The sequence below is a fragment of the Smaragdicoccus niigatensis DSM 44881 = NBRC 103563 genome (genome assembly GCF_000380645.1).
In the GTDB taxonomy this organism is placed as follows: domain Bacteria; phylum Actinomycetota; class Actinomycetes; order Mycobacteriales; family Mycobacteriaceae; genus Smaragdicoccus; species Smaragdicoccus niigatensis.
Window position 1 is genome coordinate 104,920 of the sequence record NZ_AQXZ01000016.1, and the last position, 16,615, is coordinate 121,534.

Below are 16,615 nucleotides of genomic sequence, written 5' to 3' on the forward strand. Positions count from 1 at the left end.
GATCGTTTACAGCGAGAACTTCACCCCGGTCAGTTCTTCGGACGCCGTCCACAGCTTGCGCGCCATCTCAGTGTCCCGAGCGGCCTTCGATCGACCGACCAGCGTCGGCTTGCCGCGCAGCTCCATGAATCCGTCCGGACCGACGTAGCTGTCGCCGGGCAGATCCTGGCTGACCGCATACAGGGTCGGCTGGGCGCCCGCTGTGTCGTCCTGGGCGAGGAGTCGGTTGCCGACGGCCAAGACGCCGTTGAAGAGGCGGTTGCCGGCGTGCGACTGCAGGTTGGTCGCGGCGTAGCCCGGGTGCGCACTCAACGAGCGGACCTTCGATCCGGCCGCTTCGAGTCGACGCTGAAGTTCGGACATGAAGAGCAGGTTCGCGAGCTTGGACTGGCTGTACGCGGCCCAACGCTCGTAGCTGCGCGTTTCCCAGTTCAGGTCGCTCAGGTCGATCTTGCCCTGGTGGTGTGCACCGGAGGCCACGGTGACGACGCGATCGGTGATGTGCGGCAGGAGCAGGTTGGTCAGCGCGAAGTGTCCGAGATGGTTCGTACCGAACTGCGTCTCGAAGCCGTCCTTCGTCGTGCCCTTGGGCGGCACCATGATGCCGGCGTTGTTGACGAGCACGTCGAGCTGGCCCGACCAGCCCTCGGCGAAGCGGTGGATCGATGCCTGATCGGCAAGGTCGAGTTCGCGCACCTCGGTGTCGCCGTCGATCGTCGCGGCGGCGGCTTCGCCCCGGGCCGTGTCGCGGACGGCGAGAACGACGTGCGCTCCGACGCGGGCAAGCTCACGCGCGGTGACGAGGCCGAGGCCGCTGTTCGCACCGGTGACGACGACAGTTCTGCCGTCGAAGGACTGAAGTTGGGCAGAGGACCAAGATGAGTTCGTCATGAAGCCCACAGTAGACACTGCCTACATTGTAGTCAATGTCTACATTTGGGAATATTTCGGCTATTCTTTGCCACATCATGACCATCACGCAGACGAGCTCCTACCACCACGGCGACTTGCGGGACGCGCTGCTCGCGCGCGCCGAGGAGACGTTGCGGACTTCTGGCGTGGGCACACTGTCACTGCGCCAGCTCGCCCGCGATGTCGGCGTCAGTCACGGGGCCCCGAGCCGGCACTTCCGCGACAAGCAGGCGCTGCTCGATGCGCTCGCGATGACCGGCTTCGAACGGCTCGGTGCCGTGTTGGGCGCTACCTGTACGGGATCGTTTGCCGAGCGTTTGACGTCGCTGGCGCGGGCCTATGTGCAGTTCGCCACACAGAATTCCGCGCTGCTCGAATTGATGTTCGCGCGCAAGCACAGCCCAACAGCCGGGGACGAGTTGCCCGCCGCGGCCGCGCAGGCGTTCGCGGCTCCCCTGGCCTTGATCCTCGAAGGTCAGCAGAGTGGAGAGGTGATCGCCGGCGATCCGGAAACGATCGGATTCACCGCCTTCGCCACGCTTCAGGGGCTGGCGACGTTTGTCAGCTCCGGATTCGTCCCAGTCGGTGACGTCGAGAATATGGTCGCCGACGTCGCGGCAAACATCATGAACGGGCTGCGGCCGCGCAGCTGATCATTCGGGCGCGAGAATCTGATCCGAGTCGAAGCACGTGCGGGTCCCCGTGTGGCACGCCGGACCGACCTGGTCGACGATGACGAGCAAAGTATCGCCATCGCAGTCCAGCCGCACTTCGTGCACGTACTGGGTGTGCCCGGACTCTTCGCCCTTGCGCCACAACTTGTTTCGCGAGCGGGAGAAGTACGTCGCCTGCCGCGTCTCCAGCGTGATCGCGAGGGACTCGTCGTTCATCCAGGCGACCATGAGGACGTCGTTGGTCGCCTTGTCCACGGTCACGGCGCAGACGAGGCCGGCGTCATTGCGCTTGAGACGGGTGGCGATCGACGGATCGAGCGCCGGAGCGGAGCCTGTGAAGCGACCATCCGACACTGTCTAAACCTCCACGTTCGGCTGGAAGTACCGGATGAGGCCTTCCTGCACGACAAATGCGACGAGCCGACCTTCGACATCGAAGATACGGCCCTGCGTGAGACCGCGGCCCATGTCGGCCGACGGTGACGACTGGTCGTACAGCAGCCATTCGTTCGCCTTGAACGGGCGCAGGAACCACAGCGCGTGGTCGAGCGATGCGTTCTGAGTCGACTCCGGGTGAATGACCTTGGCCGCGCCGAGTAGCGTCATGTCACTCATGTAGGCCAGCGTCGACTGGTGGTAAACCTGCTGGTCCGGAAGTTGATACCGGTATCGGAACCACACCTGTTGCTGCGCGGCCCAACCATGCTGCTTGACGACGAGCTCCTCGGGGATGAGGCGGATGTCGAAGTCCGGCCATTCCCGGAGCAGCCACTTGCGCGCCTCCGGCAGGAACGTCTCGGGGTCGGGCAGATCCTCCGGCTTCGCCACGACGGGCATCACCGACTGATGCTCCGGGCCTCGATCCCCCACGTGGTACGACGCCTCCATCGTGAAGATGGCCTTGCCGTCCTGGATACCGGTGACCCGGCGCGTGCTGAACGACCGACCCTCACGAATGCGGTCCACGAGGTAGACCGTCGCCTGAGTCGGATTGCCCGGTCGGAGGAAATAGGCGTGCAGCGAATGCACCGTGTACTTCGGGTCTACCGTTCGCGTCGCCGAGATGAGGGCCTGCCCCGCGACCTGTCCGCCAAAGGTGCGCGGCAACTGCGTCGGGACCACTGCACCCCGGAAGATGTCGGCTTCGAGCCGTTCGATCTTCAGGGCTTCTTCAAGCGATGCCACGAAACCTCTTCCCTCAGTAAGAGTGCAATATCGGAAGCGTACCTAAACGGCTTGTCAGTACACCCGGCTACGGTGCCGCTCATGGACACCGAGACTCCTCTTATCCCGCTAGGCAAAGCGCGTGCCGAACTCTCCGAACTGTGCTCCCGAGTCGCCTATGGCGGCCAACGTGTCGTCATCACGCGACATGGGCGACCCTTGGTGGGGATCGTCCCGTTGGACGGCGGCCATATGGACCCGCCGGCTCAGACGTCGACCACGATCCACGCAACACTTGACGCAGTATGGAACGCCCTCACCGTCCGGCACCGGTGCACATGGTGGAAGGGCCTGAGCCTCGAAGCCTTCCGTGGCGGGTGGGTACGTGACGGACTATCCGACGATTTCGGCGAAGTCTTCGAGGTTGACCCAGGCGAACTCATCCGGACCAGATGGCCCGGCCAACGGGACGATGTCAACTTCACCTTCGTCACGCACAGCAATTCCGTCGACATCACCGTCTCGCACCGGATGGATCCTGGCTTCTGGACGACGAAACTGGCGGACCTCAAGCGCTACTGCGAGGCCCAGCCAGGGTGAAAGTCTCTCGCGGGGCGGCTTGTACAAAGGTCCAGTTTCGTACAAGCCGCCGTGCGGGAGACTTTGCCCCCGGAACGCTTACCAGCCGCGCGTCGCGAGCCGGTGATCGACGGGCAGCTGCTCGACGTTGATCCCGACCATCGCCTCGCCGAGACCGCGCGAAACCTTCGCGAGAACATCCGGGTCGTCGTAGAAGGTCGTGGCCTGGACGATCGCGGCCGCACGCTGCGCCGGATTGCCCGACTTGAAGATGCCCGAACCGACGAACACGCCCTCGGCACCGAGCTGCATCATCATGGCGGCGTCGGCCGGGGTTGCAATTCCACCGGCGGTGAACAGCACAACCGGGAGCTTGCCCGCGACGGCGACCTCGGCGACGAGTTCGTACGGAGCCTGCAGTTCCTTGGCGGCGACGTAGAGCTCGTCCTTCGACAGGCCCTTCAGACGGCGGATCTCGCCGCCGATCTTGCGCATGTGGGTGGTGGCGTTGGAGACATCGCCGGTACCGGCTTCACCCTTCGACCGGATCATCGCGGCGCCCTCGGTGATGCGGCGCAGAGCCTCCCCCAGGTTGGTCGCGCCGCAGACGAAGGGCACCGTGAAGCGCCACTTGTCGATGTGGTGCTCGTAGTCGGCCGGGGTCAGGACCTCGGACTCGTCGATGTAGTCGACGCCGAGACTCTGCAGGATCTGCGCTTCGACGAAATGGCCGATCCGCGCCTTCGCCATGACCGGGATGCTGACGGCGCTGATGATGCCGTCGATCATGTCCGGGTCCGACATCCGGGAGACACCGCCCTCGGCGCGAATGTCGGCCGGGACGCGCTCGAGCGCCATGACGGCAACCGCGCCGGCGTCCTCGGCGATCTTCGCCTGGTCCGGTGTTACGACATCCATGATCACGCCACCCTTGAGCATTTCGGCCATACCGCGCTTGACGCGGGCGGTACCGGTGGTGGGCGATTCAACGGTCACTGGTGTGGCTCCTCGAGAAGGTCTGACGACTACGTTCGCAACTTTACTCGCGCGGCCGAGACCCCCGAACTTCGGGACAAGATCATCACTATGGGTAAAGCTCAACTGAGAGGTGAGGAGGCCACATGAACGGGCTATTCCGGACGAAGTCAGTCGAGCAGTCGATTCTCGACACCGACGATCCCGACTCGAGACTGCGGAAAGAACTCACGGCGCTCGACCTGACGGTCTTCGGCGTGGCGGTCGTGATCGGTGCGGGAATCTTCACGTTGACCGCCCGGGTGGCGGGCAATCTGGCGGGCCCTGCGGTGTCCCTCGCCTTCGTGTTTGCCGCCGTGGCCTGCGCTCTCACCGCCGTGTGTTACGCCGAGTTCGCCTCGACGGTGCCCGTTGCCGGCAGCGCCTACACGTACTCGTATGCAACGTTCGGCGAGCTCGTGGCGTGGATCATCGGGTGGGACCTCGTGCTCGAATTCGCGCTCGGAACGTCGGTCGTCGCGAAGGGCTGGTCGCTGTATCTCGGCATGGTGACCGGCCTGGAATCCACAACGATCCAGCTCGGTAGCGTCGGATTCGACTGGGGCGCTGTCCTGCTCCTGCTGGTCCTCGCCGGAATTCTGATCATCGGAACCAAAATCTCCTCGCGGGTGTCCGCAGTGGCGGTTGCGATCAAACTCGGTGTCATCGCGCTCGTTATCGGCGTCGGAATCAGCTACTTCTCCGCCGACAACCTGAAACCGTTCATTCCGCCATCGCAGCCGTCGACGGGCGACACCGGGTGGCACCAGACGTTGTTCTCGGTCATCACCGGCGGCGGAAACACCGTGTTCGGTTGGTACGGCCTACTCGCGGCTTCGAGCCTCGTGTTCTTCGCGTTCATCGGGTTCGACGTCGTCGCGACGGCTGCCGAGGAGACGCGCAACCCGCAGAAGGACGTCCCGCGCGGCATTCTCGGATCCCTTGCGATCGTCACCGTGCTGTACGTCGCGGTCGCACTGGTCCTGACCGGAATGGTGCACTACACCGACCTCGCCGGCGACAGCTCGACGCTGGCGACGGCCTTCGCGCAGCACGGTGCGACCTGGACGAAGAACATCATCTCGATCGGCGCCCTGGCCGGACTCACGACCGTGGTCATGGTTCTGTTCCTTGGTCAGACGCGCGTCATCTTCGCCATGTCGCGCGACGGTCTGCTCCCCCGTCCGCTCGCGCACACCGGTTCGCGCGGCACGCCCGCCCGGATCACGGTGATCGTGGGTCTGTTCTGCATCGTCCTCGCGGGGTTCGTCAACATCGGCGCCCTCGAAGAGATGGTCAACATCGGCACGTTGTTCGCGTTCATGCTGGTCTCGATGGGCGTCGTCATCCTGCGGCGAACGCGCCCGGACCTGCCGCGCGGCTTCCGGACCCCGTTGGTTCCCCTCATCCCGATCCTCGCCGTGCTCGCCTGCATCTGGTTGATGGTCAACCTGTCCGTCGGCACATGGATCCGGTTCATCGTCTGGATGCTCATCGGCCTGGTCGTCTATTTCGGGTACAGCCGCTCGCACTCGTTGCTGGGGCGGCGGACCGCGGCTGCGGACTAGCGGATCGGGCGAACGTCAGCCTCGACTTCGCCACGCACCGCGGCCCGCGCGCCGGGCAGCAACTCCGCGAGTTCGAGCGGATAGACGGTCTCGCCGGACTGGTCGAGACGCTCGATGTCGGCTTCGACGCACCACCGGAAGTCCGTGATCGAGACCTTTTCGAGGTCGGTGAACTGCTGCCGACTCGGCTTGAAGGAGGTCGTCGCCGCCGCGAAGAACAGCTCCTCGGAGCGAATCAGGCGACCGGTCCACTCGAACACCGCGACCCGACGCCACAACGGCCCGACGAGATCGTTGACCTCGAGCTGACGCCCGGTCTCCTCGAACACCTCGCGCACGGCGGCCGCTCGCAGGTTCTCCCCCGGCTTCACACCGCCGCCGAGCGTGAACCAGAACTTCACCTTCGGCACGAGTGGGTCATGACCGCGGACCAGCAGCACACGGCCCTCTTCGTCGAACAGCACGACGCGCGCTGACGTCCGGTTCGCTTCGACCGCCAATCCGGTTGCGGCCGAGGGCTTCACGCGCTCAGTGATCTCGAAGTAGAGCGGCAGCGGGGCGGTGCCACCGAGGTGCAGCAGGCGAACCATCGGTCGGGTGCGGATGGCGAGGGTGTCTCGGACGGCGTCGTTGTGGAAGCGCCGGGCGATGAGGACCCGGGCTTCGGCATCGGCGAGCTCGGCGACGAGCTGCGGGCGAAGGTCCTCGATGTCGATGCGGGCCAACGTCGTCGACAACTGGTTCTCGGCGACTTCCCGCTGGTCCCGATCGGCGCGTTCCGCACGGTCCGCACGCTCGGTCAGCTGGTGGCTCAAGGACGAATCGAGCGTGCTGACCGCACCGGCCACGGCCCGGGCAACGACGGATCGGCGCGCCAAGGCCGCGTCGAGCGCCAGCCACGACTGGTCGCTGCGCACGTGCAACCGGTCGAGGCGACGCGCGGTCTGGATCGACCAGATACCGACGAGCACAACGACCATCGCGGCACACGCGAGAACGACGACCAGAGACCAGTTCATCAGCTCTCCGCCCGAACTGGGTGACCGCCGACGGTGACCGTCTCGTAGACGCGCATGATCTGCTCGGCGACCACCGGCCAGTCGTATTCGGCGACAACCTCATTGGCGTAACCGATGAGACGACGACGCACGCCCTCGTCGCTGAGAACTTCGCTCACCGCGTCGGCAAGCGCATCGGAGTCACCAATGGGAATGAGCTTTCCGGCTTGGCCGTCCCGCAGGACTCGGCGGAAGGCGTCGAGCTTGCTCGCGACCACAACCGTGCCAGCCGCCATCGCCTCGACGAGCACGATTCCGAAGCTTTCGCCGCCGAGGTTCGGCGCGACGTAGACGTCCGCGCTGCGCATCGCGGATGCCTTCTCCGCGTCCGTCACGGCGCCAAGCAGACGCACATGCGACGCGAGGTCGCCAGCCTGCTTCAGCAGCTTCTCGTCGTCACCGCGCCCGACGACGAGAACCTCGACGTCGGGATGGCGTTCCACGATCGACGGCAGCGCCCCGAGCAGCACGTCCATCCCCTTGCGGGGCTCGTCGTACCGGCCGAGGAACAGGATCGACTTTCCGGGCCGCGGATAGCCCTCGAGGTAGGGCGCGTGTGCGAACGTCGGAACCTCGACGCCGTTCGGAATCTCGACTGCGTCCGATCCGAGCGATTCGACCTGCCAACGACGGGCGAGTTCCGACACCGCGATCCGGCCACGGATCTTCTCGTGCATCGGCCGGAGGAAGCCCTTGGCCGTGCTCAGCGCCAGCGACTTCGTGGTCGACGTGTGGAACGTCGCGACGATCGGCCCCTCGGCGATCATGAGCGCGAGCATCGACAGACTCGGCGCGTTGGGCTCATGAATGTGCAGGACGTCGAAGTCGTTGTCGAGGAGCCACTGCTTGACCTTGGCGGCCTGCTTCGGACCGAACGACAGCCGGGCAACGGAACCGTTGTACGGAATCGCGAGCGCTTTGCCGGCCGACACCACGAAATCCGGCAGTTCCGTTTCCGGCGACGCGGGCGCGAGGACGCTGACCTTGTGCCCGCGCTCGATGAATGCCCGCGCCAAGTCGACGATGTGGGCTTGAACGCCGCCCGCCACGTCGAACGAGTACGGGCAGACCATTCCTATCTTCACGATTCGCCCATTCGGGCCAAGCGGGCCTCGGACAGATCGGCGAGCCACAAGGGCTGAAGCATGTGCCAGTCAGCGGGGTGAGCGGCAATGTTCGCCGCGAACCGATCCGCGAGGCGCTGTGTCGTGGCCTCGACTCCACCTTCGGTCGAAATCGGTGCCTCGACGGTGAAGCCCCAGCCGCCTTCGCGGAACCAGCAGTTCACCGGCAGCAGCGGAGCTCCCGTTTCGATCGCCAGACGGGCAGGACCCGCTGGCATGCGCGTCGGTTCACCGAAGAACTCGACCTGCACGCCCTTCTTGGCGAGGTCGCGTTCGCCGAGCAGGCACACGATCTTGTTCTCCCGCAGTCGATCTGCGAGTTGCGGGAACGGCGGCGTTTCGCCGCCGCTCAGGGGGAAGATCTCGAATCCCAAGCTTTCGCGGTACGCGACGAAACGAAGGAACAGGGATTCGGGCTTGAGTCGCTCAGCGACCGTCGAGAGCCCACCGTGGGTCTGGACGGCCCACACTCCGGCCATGTCCCAGTTGCCGCTGTGCGGCAGGGCGAGGACCACGCCCTTGCCAAGGGCGAGCGCTTCGGCGACGTATTCGATGCCCACTGCGTCGTCGGTGACCGCTTTCGCGAGCGCGACCGGGTCCTGGCTCGGAAGACGGAAAGCCTCACGCCAGTAGCGGGCATACGACCGCACGCTGTCGCGGATCAGTTCCTGCGGGACTTCTTCGGGCGCGCAGTCGAGAACGCGAGCGAGGTTCTTGCGGAGTTGGACGGGACCGCCGTTGCGCTTGGCGGCCCAGTCGGCGCCGCGATTGAACCACTTGACCGCGGTCTTCTCTTTCATGCCGCGGACGATCCTCCAGCCCGCCGCATAACCCCAGTCGCTGGCTCGATCGCGCCACGTCACTACTGGCCCCCACCCGCGTTGACGAGTTCCTTTTCCCGAAGGTATCCCTTCCGGACCTCCAGCAAGCGCTGACCGACCGTAATGACACTCGCGATCGCCAGAATCCACATCGCCGGGTAGATCACCCCAGCCATCCACTGGATGTCCAGGTACTCACCAGCGCCGGTGAGCACCGCTCCGACGAGAACGATCACCAGGCGATCGGGGCGCTCGATGAGGCCGACGTTCGCGGACAGGCCGCTCGCCTCCGCCCGCGCCTTGACGTACGAGATGACCTGCGAGGTCACCAACGAGATCAGAGTCGCGATGAGCAGGTGCTGCGAATGCGCGGTGTAGATCGCCCACCACGCGATTGCACCGAAGATCGCGCCGTCGGCGATACGGTCACACGAAGCGTCGAGAACCGCACCGAAACTGGTGCCGCCGCCCTGGGCACGGGCCATGGCCCCGTCGAGCATGTCGAACACCACGAACGCGGCGATCGCCCACGCGCCCCAGAACAGGTGGCCGGTGGGGAACAGCGTCACCGCGCAGATGATCGACCCGAGCGTTCCGATGATCGTGACCGAGTTCGGAGTCAGCCCAGTGCGAAGCAGCGCCTTCCCGACAGGGTTGGTCGCTTTTGATGCGGCGGCACGGCCGAAGATGCTCAGCACGGGCGGGTTCACGTCCTTGGGTAGATCTACAGTGCAGGTTTAATCTACCGGCCGAACGCCGCAAATCGTCAGTCGTCGGGGCTTTCTCCCCATGCTGCGGCGAGCAGCTTTCGGGTCTCTCTTAGCAGCTGAGGCATGGTTTTTGCCCCTCCGATGACTGTGATGAAGTTCGCGTCTCCACCCCACCTCGGCACGATGTGCTGATGCAGATGACTGGCCAGAGAGCCGCCTGCCGCCGAGCCGAGGTTGATGCCCACGTTGAATCCATGCGGCCGCGAGACCCGCTTGAGCACCCGGATCGCCTGCTGCGTGAAGGCCATCAGTTCGAGGCTTTCCTCGGGGGTCAGATCCTCGATCTCGGCGACCTCGCGATACGGCACGATCATCATGTGCCCGGGGTTGTACGGGTACAGATTCAGCACCGCGTACACGTGCTCGCCACGCGCGATAACGAGACCTTCCTCGTCGGTCATCTTCGGAATCTCGAGGAACGGCTTGTCCCCGGTCTTCGTCTTGACGGCTTCGACGATGTAGTTCATCCGGTGCGGGGTCCAGATCCGCTCGAGGCGGTCCGGCTCCCCTGCGCCGTAGTCGGTGATCGGCTCGCCGCTCGGACTCATGCCCGCACCAGATCCGCCGTCGGCGACGCGTTCTCCCGAGCGTTGACCCACTTGACGATCGCTTCGACTGCGTCGGCGACCGACACGGAGTTCAGCTGAGTGCCGTCGCGGAAGCGGAAGCTCACGGCACCCGCGGTCACGTCCCGCTCGCCGGCAAGCAGCATGAACGGCACCTTCTGCGCAGTGTGGTTGAAGATCTTCTTCTGCATGCGGTCGTCACTGCGGTCTAGCTCGGCGCGAATGCCGCGCGCCCGAAGCTCCGACACGACCTTCTCGAGGTGCTCTTCGAACGACTCGGCGACCGGAATTCCGACGACCTGAACCGGCGCCAGCCACGCCGGGAACGCGCCCGCGTAGTGCTCGGTCAGAACACCGAAGAACCGCTCGATCGACCCGAACAACGCACGGTGGATCATGACCGGACGCTGTTTGGTGCCATCCGCGGCGGTGTATTCGAGGCCGAAACGCTCCGGCAGGTTGAAGTCGAGCTGGATGGTCGACATCTGCCAAGTACGGCCGAGGGCGTCCTTCGCCTGGACCGAGATCTTCGGGCCATAGAACGCGGCGCCGCCCGGGTCCGGCACGAGGTCGAGACCGGAAGCCTGCGCGACCTCGGCGAGCGTGTTCGTCGCCTCTTCCCACACCTCGTCCGCGCCGACGAACTTCTTCGGGTCCTTGGTCGACAGCTCGAGGTAGAAGTCGTCGAGTCCGTAGTCCTTGAGGAGGTCGAGCACGAAGTTGAGGATGCTGGTCAGCTCGTCGCGCATCTGCTCCTTGGTGCAGTAGATGTGCGCGTCATCCTGGGTCATTCCGCGAACGCGAGTCAGACCGTGTACGACGCCCGACTTCTCGTAGCGGTACACCGAACCGAACTCGAACATCCGGAGCGGGAGCTCGCGGTACGAGCGACCGCGCGTGCGGAAGATCAGGTTGTGCATCGGGCAGTTCATGGGCTTGACGTAGTAGTCCTGCCCAGGCTTGCGGATCGTGCCGTCCTCGTTGTACTCGGCGTCGAGGTGCATCGCCGGGAACATGCCGTCCTTGTACCAGTCGAGGTGCCCGGAGACCTCGAACAGATGCCCCTTGGTGATGTGCGGGGTGTTCACGAACTCGTACCCGGCCTCGACGTGACGACGACGCGAGTAGTTCTCGAGTTCCTGGCGGATGATGCCGCCCTTCGGGTGGAACACCGGCAGACCCGAGCCGAGCTCATCCGGGAAACTGAACAGGTCGAGTTCGGTACCGAGCTTGCGGTGGTCGCGACGCTCGGCTTCCTTGAGCAGCTCGACGTGGTGGTCGAGCGCCTCCTGCGACTCCCATGCGGTGCCGTAGATGCGCTGCAGGTCCTCGCGTGACTGGTCACCACGCCAGTACGCCGCCGAGCTGCGGGTCAGCTTGAACGCCGGGATGTGCTTGGTGGTCGGGCAGTGCGGGCCGCGACAGAGATCGCCCCAGATCTTCTCGCCCGAACGCGGGTTGAGGTTGTCGTAGATCGTCAGCTCAGCGCCGCCGACCTCCATGACTTCCGGGTCGTCGATGCCGGACTTGTCGGTGATGAGCTCGAGCTTGAACGGCTCGTTCGCGAGCTCGACCTGGGCGTCCTCCACGGTCGTCACCCGACGACTGAAGCGCTGTCCGTCCTTGATGATCTTCTTCATCCGGGACTCGAGCTTGGTCAGGTCCTCGGGAGTGAACGGCCGGGCGACCTGGAAGTCGTAGTAGAAGCCGTCCTTGATGAAGGGGCCGATGCCGAGCTTGGCGTCCGGAAACTCCTGCTGAACAGCCTGGGCGAGCACGTGCGTGCACGAGTGCCGGATGACGTTGCGGCCATCCTGGGTGTTCGCGGCGACCGGCTCGATTTCGACGTCTTCCTCCGGAACCCACGACAGGTCCTTGAGTTCACCGTTGTAGCGGGCCACGACGATGGTGTCTTCGCCCTTGCTCGTGAACCCAGCCTCGAAGAGTGCGCGGCCGACGGCCGTTCCTGCTGGAATCCGGACAAGCGCGGAACTCACGAGTCAACACCTCTGTTTTGCAGGTTTCGGGGAACGCGCCCAACTCTATCGGGACCGGCGAACGAATTCCTCAAGGAGTCTCTCCCGCTCCGCAGGGAGATGCTTCGGGCAGCTCAGGCACAGGTCGGCCTGCGGAGTCTCGTAGATCAGACAACACGATTGGCGCTTGACGAACCAACGGCCCGCCACCTCGACGAACCGGGGTGCGAGCAGCGGCGACTCGACTTTCGCGTCCCGATTTCCCGACGCGAGGAGTTGTTTCGCGAGGTCGTCGCTGGCGATCGCCCACAGCGCCTGCGGACTGGCGCCGCTGACCTCGGCGAGTTCATCGATCACGGTCCGCTGATCTGCGAGCGCATAGTTGCCGCAGTTCATGTACCACCAGATCGTGCCCGCGACGCGAAGGTCTGGGGTGCCGAACTGGCGGGCGGTCTCCGCGACCGCCCGCGCTATCCGGCGAGGGGGCTCTTGAGCCATGGCCAGTCGAGTCCGACCCAGCCGCCGACGAGCGCGAGCGCGCCGAGCAGCCACAGACTGAGGAAGGTGATGGCCGTGACGCCTATTGCCGATACCAACTTGACCCACAGCGGCGACCGCTTGAACCACGCTTCGAAAGCCTCGTAGCGAGCCTTCGCCCACTTCAGGAGCCGGTGCGCCCACTCGAACTCGGTGGCCAGAATGGCCAGGCCGAAGAACACGATGAGCCAGCCCGGTCCCGGGTACGGAACCAACGCGATTCCGACGGCGACGACCACCACGCCGAGCGCTCCGACGCCGATCCGGTACGCCAGATTCAGGCTCGAGTTCGCTCGAATGTTTTCGCGCAACCGATGCCCACGACCTTTGGCTTCGGTTTGTCCGGTTTCCACTCCGCCAATCTTAGGACTAGGCGTTGGTGCGAGCCTTGTGGAAGTCGATGATCTGCTTCCGGAGGCTGTGGGTGCTGAACTTCACCGCGATCTTGATGAACGGCTCGATGGTGCGCCCCAGGACATTGCCCGCGATGCCCGACCCGACGCGGTACGTGACGAGCACGTCGACACGAGCCTTCTCGGCCTCGAGCTCGATGAACTCATAACGGAAGTCGACGTCGAACCCCTTGATCGTGTCGACGGCGATGACCTTGTTCTCTTCCCACTCCACCACGCGAACACGTGACTTCACCGTCACCGGGCCCAGACCCATGCCGCCGTCGAACGTCGCACCCTTACCGCGGGTGTGCTCGGTGACCGGAACCAACGGAAGCGATCCGTGCAGGAACTTCGGGTGGTTCGTGTAGTCATCGATGTACGCGAACGCAGACTCGACCGAGACGTCTTCCGTCTCACTGATGCGGATCTCGACAGACAAAGTGGAACTCCTCGACACCGGTGTTTTGGGTGGTACAGAACGTACCAACGCGAGAATCATAGACAAATCGGCGAGTTTGTCGACGTACGGATAACCACCGGGAAGTCGGCCCAAACCTCGTCGGAGTCGGCCTCGGCTGACCAGAATGGGCAGGGAGTGAGATCGCCGATGGCACAAGGGAGCCCGGGATGAAGAAGCTCATCAATGACCCAGCCGATGTCGTGGTCGACGCGCTGCGAGGCATGGCCGCCGCCCACCCGAATCTGCGAGTGGACGTCGAGAACAAGATCATCGTGCGCGCCGATGCCCCCGTCGCCGGCAAGGTGGGAATCGTTTCCGGTGGTGGGTCCGGGCACGAACCGATGCACGGCGGTTTCGTCGGCCTCGGCATGCTCGATGCCGCGTGTCCAGGTGAGGTGTTCACCTCCCCCGTGCCCGACCAGATCCTCGCGGCCACCAACGCCGTCGACAGCGGCGTGGGCGTGCTGCACATTGTGAAGAACTACACGGGCGACGTCATGAACTTCGAGATGGCGGCCGAACTCGCGGAGACCGAGATCGCGACGGTCATCACCCGCGACGACGTTGCCGTCGAAGACAGCCTGTACACCGCCGGCCGGCGCGGCGTCGGCGTGACCGTTCTCCTCGAGAAGATCGCCGGTGCAGCGGCGGAGGAACGTCGATCCCTCGCCGACGTGGCGGAGATCGCGCAGCGCGTCAGCGACAACGGACGCAGCATGGGAATCGCGCTGACATCGTGCACAGTCCCAGCGGCCGGCAAGCCTACGTTCGACCTCGGGGACGACGAAATCGAGGTCGGGATCGGCATCCATGGTGAGCCCGGACGTCGGCGGGAACCGCTCGCCAGCGCCAAAGAACTCGCGGGGAAGCTCGTCGATCCGATACTCGGCGACTACGACTTCACCGGTGGCGCCGGAGTCATCGCGCTCGTCAACGGCATGGGCGGGACTCCCCTCCTCGAGCTCTATGTTCTCTATGCCGAGATTGCGCAGCGGCTCGACAAAGCGGGAGTCCAGATCGCACGAAATCTCGTCGGCTCCTACATCACCAGCCTCGACATGGCAGGTTGCTCGCTCACGCTCCTGCGCGCCGACGACGAGATGCTTCGACTGTGGGACGCCCCGGTGCACACCCCGGCGCTGCGCTGGGGTTTGTAGATGCTGTCGGTTGACGAATTCATTTCGTGGATGAGGGAATTCGCGAGAAGTATCGCCGCGGAGAAGGACCACCTCACCGAACTCGACAGCCCGATTGGCGACGCCGACCACGGCAGCAACATGCATCGCGGAATGTCGGCGGTTGTCGCGGCGCTCGACCCGCCACCGAACACCGTCGCGGAAGCGGCGAAACTCGCCGGCATGAAGCTCGTCAGCACGGTCGGCGGCGCGAGCGGTCCGCTCTACGGCACCTTCTTCCTCCGGTTCGCGGCCGGTGCGACGTTCGCGCAGGCCTTTCGCGCAGGCGTCGACGGTGTCGCCGCGCGTGGAAAGTCGGCGCTTGGCGACAAGACGATGCTCGATGCGTTGATTCCCGCAGCCGTGGCGCTCGAAGCCGGTAAGACAGCCGCCGAGGCAGCGCAGGCCGCCAACGACGGCCGCGACGCCACCATCCCGCTCATCGCCCGCAAGGGACGCGCGAGCTACCTCGGCGAACGCAGCGCCGGACACCAGGATCCCGGGGCCACGAGCGCCGCACTCCTCGTCGAGGCTGCGGCCAAGGTTCTCGCGTGACCGGAATCGTCGTCGTGTCCCACAGCGCAGCGCTCGCGACGGCAGCGATCGAGCTGGCGCGGGAGATGGCCGGTGACGTCCGGATGGTCGCCGCAGCAGGCATCCCCGACGGATTCGGCACCGACGCCACGAAGATCGCCGAGGCGATGCAGGAGGCGGATGACGGCCAGGGCGTCGTCGTCCTCATGGACCTGGGCAGTGCCATCCTGTCGTCGGAATTGGCGCTGGAGTTCCTCGACGACGACCTTCGTGAACGCGTGATCCTGTGCGCAGCGCCGTTCGTCGAAGGTCTGGTCGCCGCGGGAGTAGCCGCTGCTGCCGGCGCCTCGCCCGGTGAGGTCCGCAGGAAGGCCGAGACCGCACTCGAACCCAAGCGCGCGGACATCGTCGGTGAATCCACCGACCGCACAGTCGTTTTGGAGAGTGGACTCCACGCGCGTCCGGCGGCGAGACTCGTGGCGGCGCTGCAGGGATTGAACGCAGTGGTCGAGCTGCGGAACATCACCCGCGGCTCCGACTGGGTCGACGGCGGGAGCGTCACCGGCGTCGCGCTTCTCGGCGGCACCAAGGGCGACGAGATCGAAGTCCGGGCCAGCGGTGACGACGCGGAGGCAGCAATCACGACGGTCGCATCGGTTCTGACGAACAATGGTCCGACCATCACGGGAACCGTCTGGCAGTACCGACGACAGTCGGCTTCTCTCCCGCAGCCCGGTCCGGACGAACAACGTCGACTCGACGAAGCCCGCGCGACGGCAGCTGAGGAGCTCCGCCGCATCCGCGACAACGCACCCGACGAGGTGAAGGAGATCTTCACCGCGCACCTGGCGTTCCTCGACGACATCGCTCTGGTTCGTCGGGCCCGGGTCTCGATCACGGTCGGCGAATCTGCAGAGAGTGCGTGGCTGCAGGCGACCGAAGCGACCGCGGCAGATTTCGCACGTATTCAAGACCCGTACCTACGCGCTCGCGCCGCCGACGTCCGCGCGATCGGCGACTCGGTTCTCCGCGCGCTTGGCGGTGTGGAACTACCAGCCGGCCACGACGTGGTGATCGCCCGCGAGTTGAACCCGGTCGAGGCGGCGACATTTGCGCTGGCAGGAGCGGTTCTCACCGAATCCGCGGCGACCGACCACGCAGTGATGATCCTCCGCGCGCGAGGCATCCCGACGGCACTGAACGGGGACCCATCGTTTCTCGACATTCCCGACGGTGCAACAGTGACAGTCGAACCGGGCACCGCCTCCGTCAAACAGTAAGGTTCCGA

Annotated in this window: 19 protein-coding genes; 6 read left to right on the forward strand and 13 right to left on the reverse strand. The window is 65.1% G+C overall.

All coding sequences use genetic code 11. From position 1 onward, the window contains the following. Nucleotides 1-6 precede the first annotated feature (6 nt). Nucleotides 7-891, reverse strand: a complete 885-nt coding sequence (locus tag F600_RS0110880) for an oxidoreductase (RefSeq protein ID WP_026306413.1) — start codon at nucleotides 889-891, stop codon at nucleotides 7-9. Between the two features lie 77 nt (nucleotides 892-968). Between F600_RS0110880 and F600_RS0110885 the strand changes: the two genes are divergently transcribed. Next, nucleotides 969-1,565: a TetR/AcrR family transcriptional regulator gene (locus F600_RS0110885; protein ID WP_018160646.1), complete on the forward strand. Its 597-nt coding sequence runs from the start codon at nucleotides 969-971 to the stop codon at nucleotides 1,563-1,565. Here F600_RS0110885 and hisI read toward each other — a convergent pair whose 3' ends face one another. Together hisI and F600_RS0110895 are read right to left on the reverse strand one after the other, a co-directional pair. Continuing rightward, a complete protein-coding gene (hisI, locus tag F600_RS0110890; RefSeq protein ID WP_018160647.1) occupies nucleotides 1,566-1,940 on the reverse strand; it encodes a phosphoribosyl-AMP cyclohydrolase in 375 nt (124 codons plus the stop codon). It abuts the gene before it with no gap. Between the two features lie 3 nt (nucleotides 1,941-1,943). Continuing rightward, nucleotides 1,944-2,771, reverse strand: coding sequence for an acyl-CoA thioesterase (locus tag F600_RS0110895; protein WP_018160648.1), 828 nt, complete (start codon nucleotides 2,769-2,771; stop codon nucleotides 1,944-1,946). An 81-nt stretch (nucleotides 2,772-2,852) separates the two neighbouring features. Here F600_RS0110895 and F600_RS0110905 point away from each other — a divergent pair, with 81 nt between their 5' ends. Continuing rightward, the gene (locus F600_RS0110905) at nucleotides 2,853-3,350 is read left to right on the forward strand and encodes a type II toxin-antitoxin system prevent-host-death family antitoxin (protein ID WP_081628804.1); all 498 of its coding nucleotides are present in this window, start codon (nucleotides 2,853-2,855) and stop codon (nucleotides 3,348-3,350) included. Nucleotides 3,351-3,428: 78 nt separating this feature from the next. Here F600_RS0110905 and pdxS read toward each other — a convergent pair whose 3' ends face one another. Beyond that, nucleotides 3,429-4,325 carry a pyridoxal 5'-phosphate synthase lyase subunit PdxS gene (gene pdxS / locus F600_RS0110910; protein WP_018160651.1) on the reverse strand — a complete coding sequence of 299 codons (897 nt, stop codon included), beginning with the start codon at nucleotides 4,323-4,325 and terminating at the stop codon, nucleotides 3,429-3,431. A gap of 125 nt (nucleotides 4,326-4,450) precedes the next feature. On the opposite strand from pdxS, the gene F600_RS0110915 reads away from it, so the two are divergent. Beyond that, the gene (locus F600_RS0110915) at nucleotides 4,451-5,911 is read left to right on the forward strand and encodes an amino acid permease (protein ID WP_018160652.1); all 1,461 of its coding nucleotides are present in this window, start codon (nucleotides 4,451-4,453) and stop codon (nucleotides 5,909-5,911) included. Here the strand turns inward: F600_RS0110915 and F600_RS0110920 are convergent. The 9 genes from F600_RS0110920 to F600_RS0110960 all read right to left on the reverse strand — a co-directional run bounded on the left by F600_RS0110920 (nucleotide 5,908) and on the right by F600_RS0110960 (nucleotide 13,597). Next, entirely contained in the window at nucleotides 5,908-6,930 is a 1,023-nt protein-coding gene (locus F600_RS0110920; RefSeq protein WP_018160653.1) for an NUDIX hydrolase, read from the reverse strand. The genes F600_RS0110915 and F600_RS0110920 overlap by 4 nt on opposite strands. Further along, the gene (locus tag F600_RS0110925; protein ID WP_026306415.1) at nucleotides 6,930-8,054 is read right to left on the reverse strand and encodes a glycosyltransferase family 4 protein; all 1,125 of its coding nucleotides are present in this window, start codon (nucleotides 8,052-8,054) and stop codon (nucleotides 6,930-6,932) included. Before F600_RS0110925 ends, F600_RS0110920 begins: the two co-directional genes overlap by 1 nt. Beyond that, nucleotides 8,051-8,893: a phosphatidylinositol mannoside acyltransferase gene (locus tag F600_RS0110930; RefSeq protein ID WP_370670695.1), complete on the reverse strand. Its 843-nt coding sequence runs from the start codon at nucleotides 8,891-8,893 to the stop codon at nucleotides 8,051-8,053. The genes F600_RS0110925 and F600_RS0110930 overlap by 4 nt, the downstream gene beginning before the upstream one ends. Before the next feature lie 62 nt (nucleotides 8,894-8,955). Continuing rightward, nucleotides 8,956-9,612 carry a phosphatidylinositol phosphate synthase gene (gene pgsA / locus F600_RS0110935; RefSeq protein WP_051090802.1) on the reverse strand — a complete coding sequence of 219 codons (657 nt, stop codon included), beginning with the start codon at nucleotides 9,610-9,612 and terminating at the stop codon, nucleotides 8,956-8,958. A gap of 68 nt (nucleotides 9,613-9,680) precedes the next feature. Beyond that, nucleotides 9,681-10,232 (reverse strand): ATP adenylyltransferase, encoded by a 552-nt coding sequence (locus F600_RS0110940; RefSeq protein ID WP_026306416.1) that lies wholly within the window; start codon nucleotides 10,230-10,232, stop codon nucleotides 9,681-9,683. Next, the gene (thrS, locus tag F600_RS0110945) at nucleotides 10,229-12,247 is read right to left on the reverse strand and encodes a threonine--tRNA ligase (protein WP_018160658.1); all 2,019 of its coding nucleotides are present in this window, start codon (nucleotides 12,245-12,247) and stop codon (nucleotides 10,229-10,231) included. Before thrS ends, F600_RS0110940 begins: the two co-directional genes overlap by 4 nt. A gap of 45 nt (nucleotides 12,248-12,292) precedes the next feature. Beyond that, entirely contained in the window at nucleotides 12,293-12,724 is a 432-nt protein-coding gene (locus F600_RS27775) for a (2Fe-2S)-binding protein (RefSeq protein ID WP_018160659.1), read from the reverse strand. Further along, nucleotides 12,697-13,116 (reverse strand): TIGR02611 family protein, encoded by a 420-nt coding sequence (locus F600_RS0110955; protein ID WP_018160660.1) that lies wholly within the window; start codon nucleotides 13,114-13,116, stop codon nucleotides 12,697-12,699. The genes F600_RS27775 and F600_RS0110955 overlap by 28 nt, the downstream gene beginning before the upstream one ends. 16 nt (nucleotides 13,117-13,132) lie before the next feature. Then, complete coding sequence (locus tag F600_RS0110960; protein WP_018160661.1) at nucleotides 13,133-13,597, reverse strand: SRPBCC family protein; 465 nt, start codon at nucleotides 13,595-13,597, stop codon at nucleotides 13,133-13,135. A gap of 188 nt (nucleotides 13,598-13,785) precedes the next feature. Here F600_RS0110960 and dhaK point away from each other — a divergent pair, with 188 nt between their 5' ends. The 3 genes from dhaK to dhaM are packed head-to-tail and all read left to right on the forward strand — an operon-like array spanning nucleotide 13,786 to nucleotide 16,607. Further along, on the forward strand, nucleotides 13,786-14,775 hold the full coding sequence (gene dhaK, locus F600_RS0110965) for a dihydroxyacetone kinase subunit DhaK (protein WP_018160662.1): 990 nt from the start codon (nucleotides 13,786-13,788) through the stop codon (nucleotides 14,773-14,775). Continuing rightward, complete coding sequence (gene dhaL / locus F600_RS0110970) at nucleotides 14,776-15,348, forward strand: dihydroxyacetone kinase subunit DhaL (protein ID WP_018160663.1); 573 nt, start codon at nucleotides 14,776-14,778, stop codon at nucleotides 15,346-15,348. Continuing rightward, complete coding sequence (dhaM, locus tag F600_RS27780; protein ID WP_018160664.1) at nucleotides 15,345-16,607, forward strand: dihydroxyacetone kinase phosphoryl donor subunit DhaM; 1,263 nt, start codon at nucleotides 15,345-15,347, stop codon at nucleotides 16,605-16,607. Before dhaL ends, dhaM begins: the two co-directional genes overlap by 4 nt. Nucleotides 16,608-16,615: the final 8 nt, after the last annotated feature.

Bases quoted from the DNA above. Each gene is read 5' to 3' on its own strand.
- F600_RS0110905 (WP_081628804.1), top strand. From the start codon at position 2,853: ATGGACACCGAGACTCCTCTTATCCCGCTAGGCAAAGCGCGTGCCGAA.
- dhaL (WP_018160663.1), top strand. From the start codon at position 14,776: ATGCTGTCGGTTGACGAATTCATTTCGTGGATGAGGGAATTCGCGAGA.
- F600_RS0110915 (WP_018160652.1), top strand. From the start codon at position 4,451: ATGAACGGGCTATTCCGGACGAAGTCAGTCGAGCAGTCGATTCTCGAC.
- F600_RS0110880 (WP_026306413.1), bottom strand. From the start codon at position 891: ATGACGAACTCATCTTGGTCCTCTGCCCAACTTCAGTCCTTCGACGGC.
- F600_RS0110920 (WP_018160653.1), bottom strand. From the start codon at position 6,930: ATGAACTGGTCTCTGGTCGTCGTTCTCGCGTGTGCCGCGATGGTCGTT.
- dhaK (WP_018160662.1), top strand. From the start codon at position 13,786: ATGAAGAAGCTCATCAATGACCCAGCCGATGTCGTGGTCGACGCGCTG.
- F600_RS27775 (WP_018160659.1), bottom strand. From the start codon at position 12,724: ATGGCTCAAGAGCCCCCTCGCCGGATAGCGCGGGCGGTCGCGGAGACC.
- F600_RS0110940 (WP_026306416.1), bottom strand. From the start codon at position 10,232: ATGAGTCCGAGCGGCGAGCCGATCACCGACTACGGCGCAGGGGAGCCG.
- F600_RS0110930 (WP_370670695.1), bottom strand. From the start codon at position 8,893: ATGAAAGAGAAGACCGCGGTCAAGTGGTTCAATCGCGGCGCCGACTGG.
- F600_RS0110885 (WP_018160646.1), top strand. From the start codon at position 969: ATGACCATCACGCAGACGAGCTCCTACCACCACGGCGACTTGCGGGAC.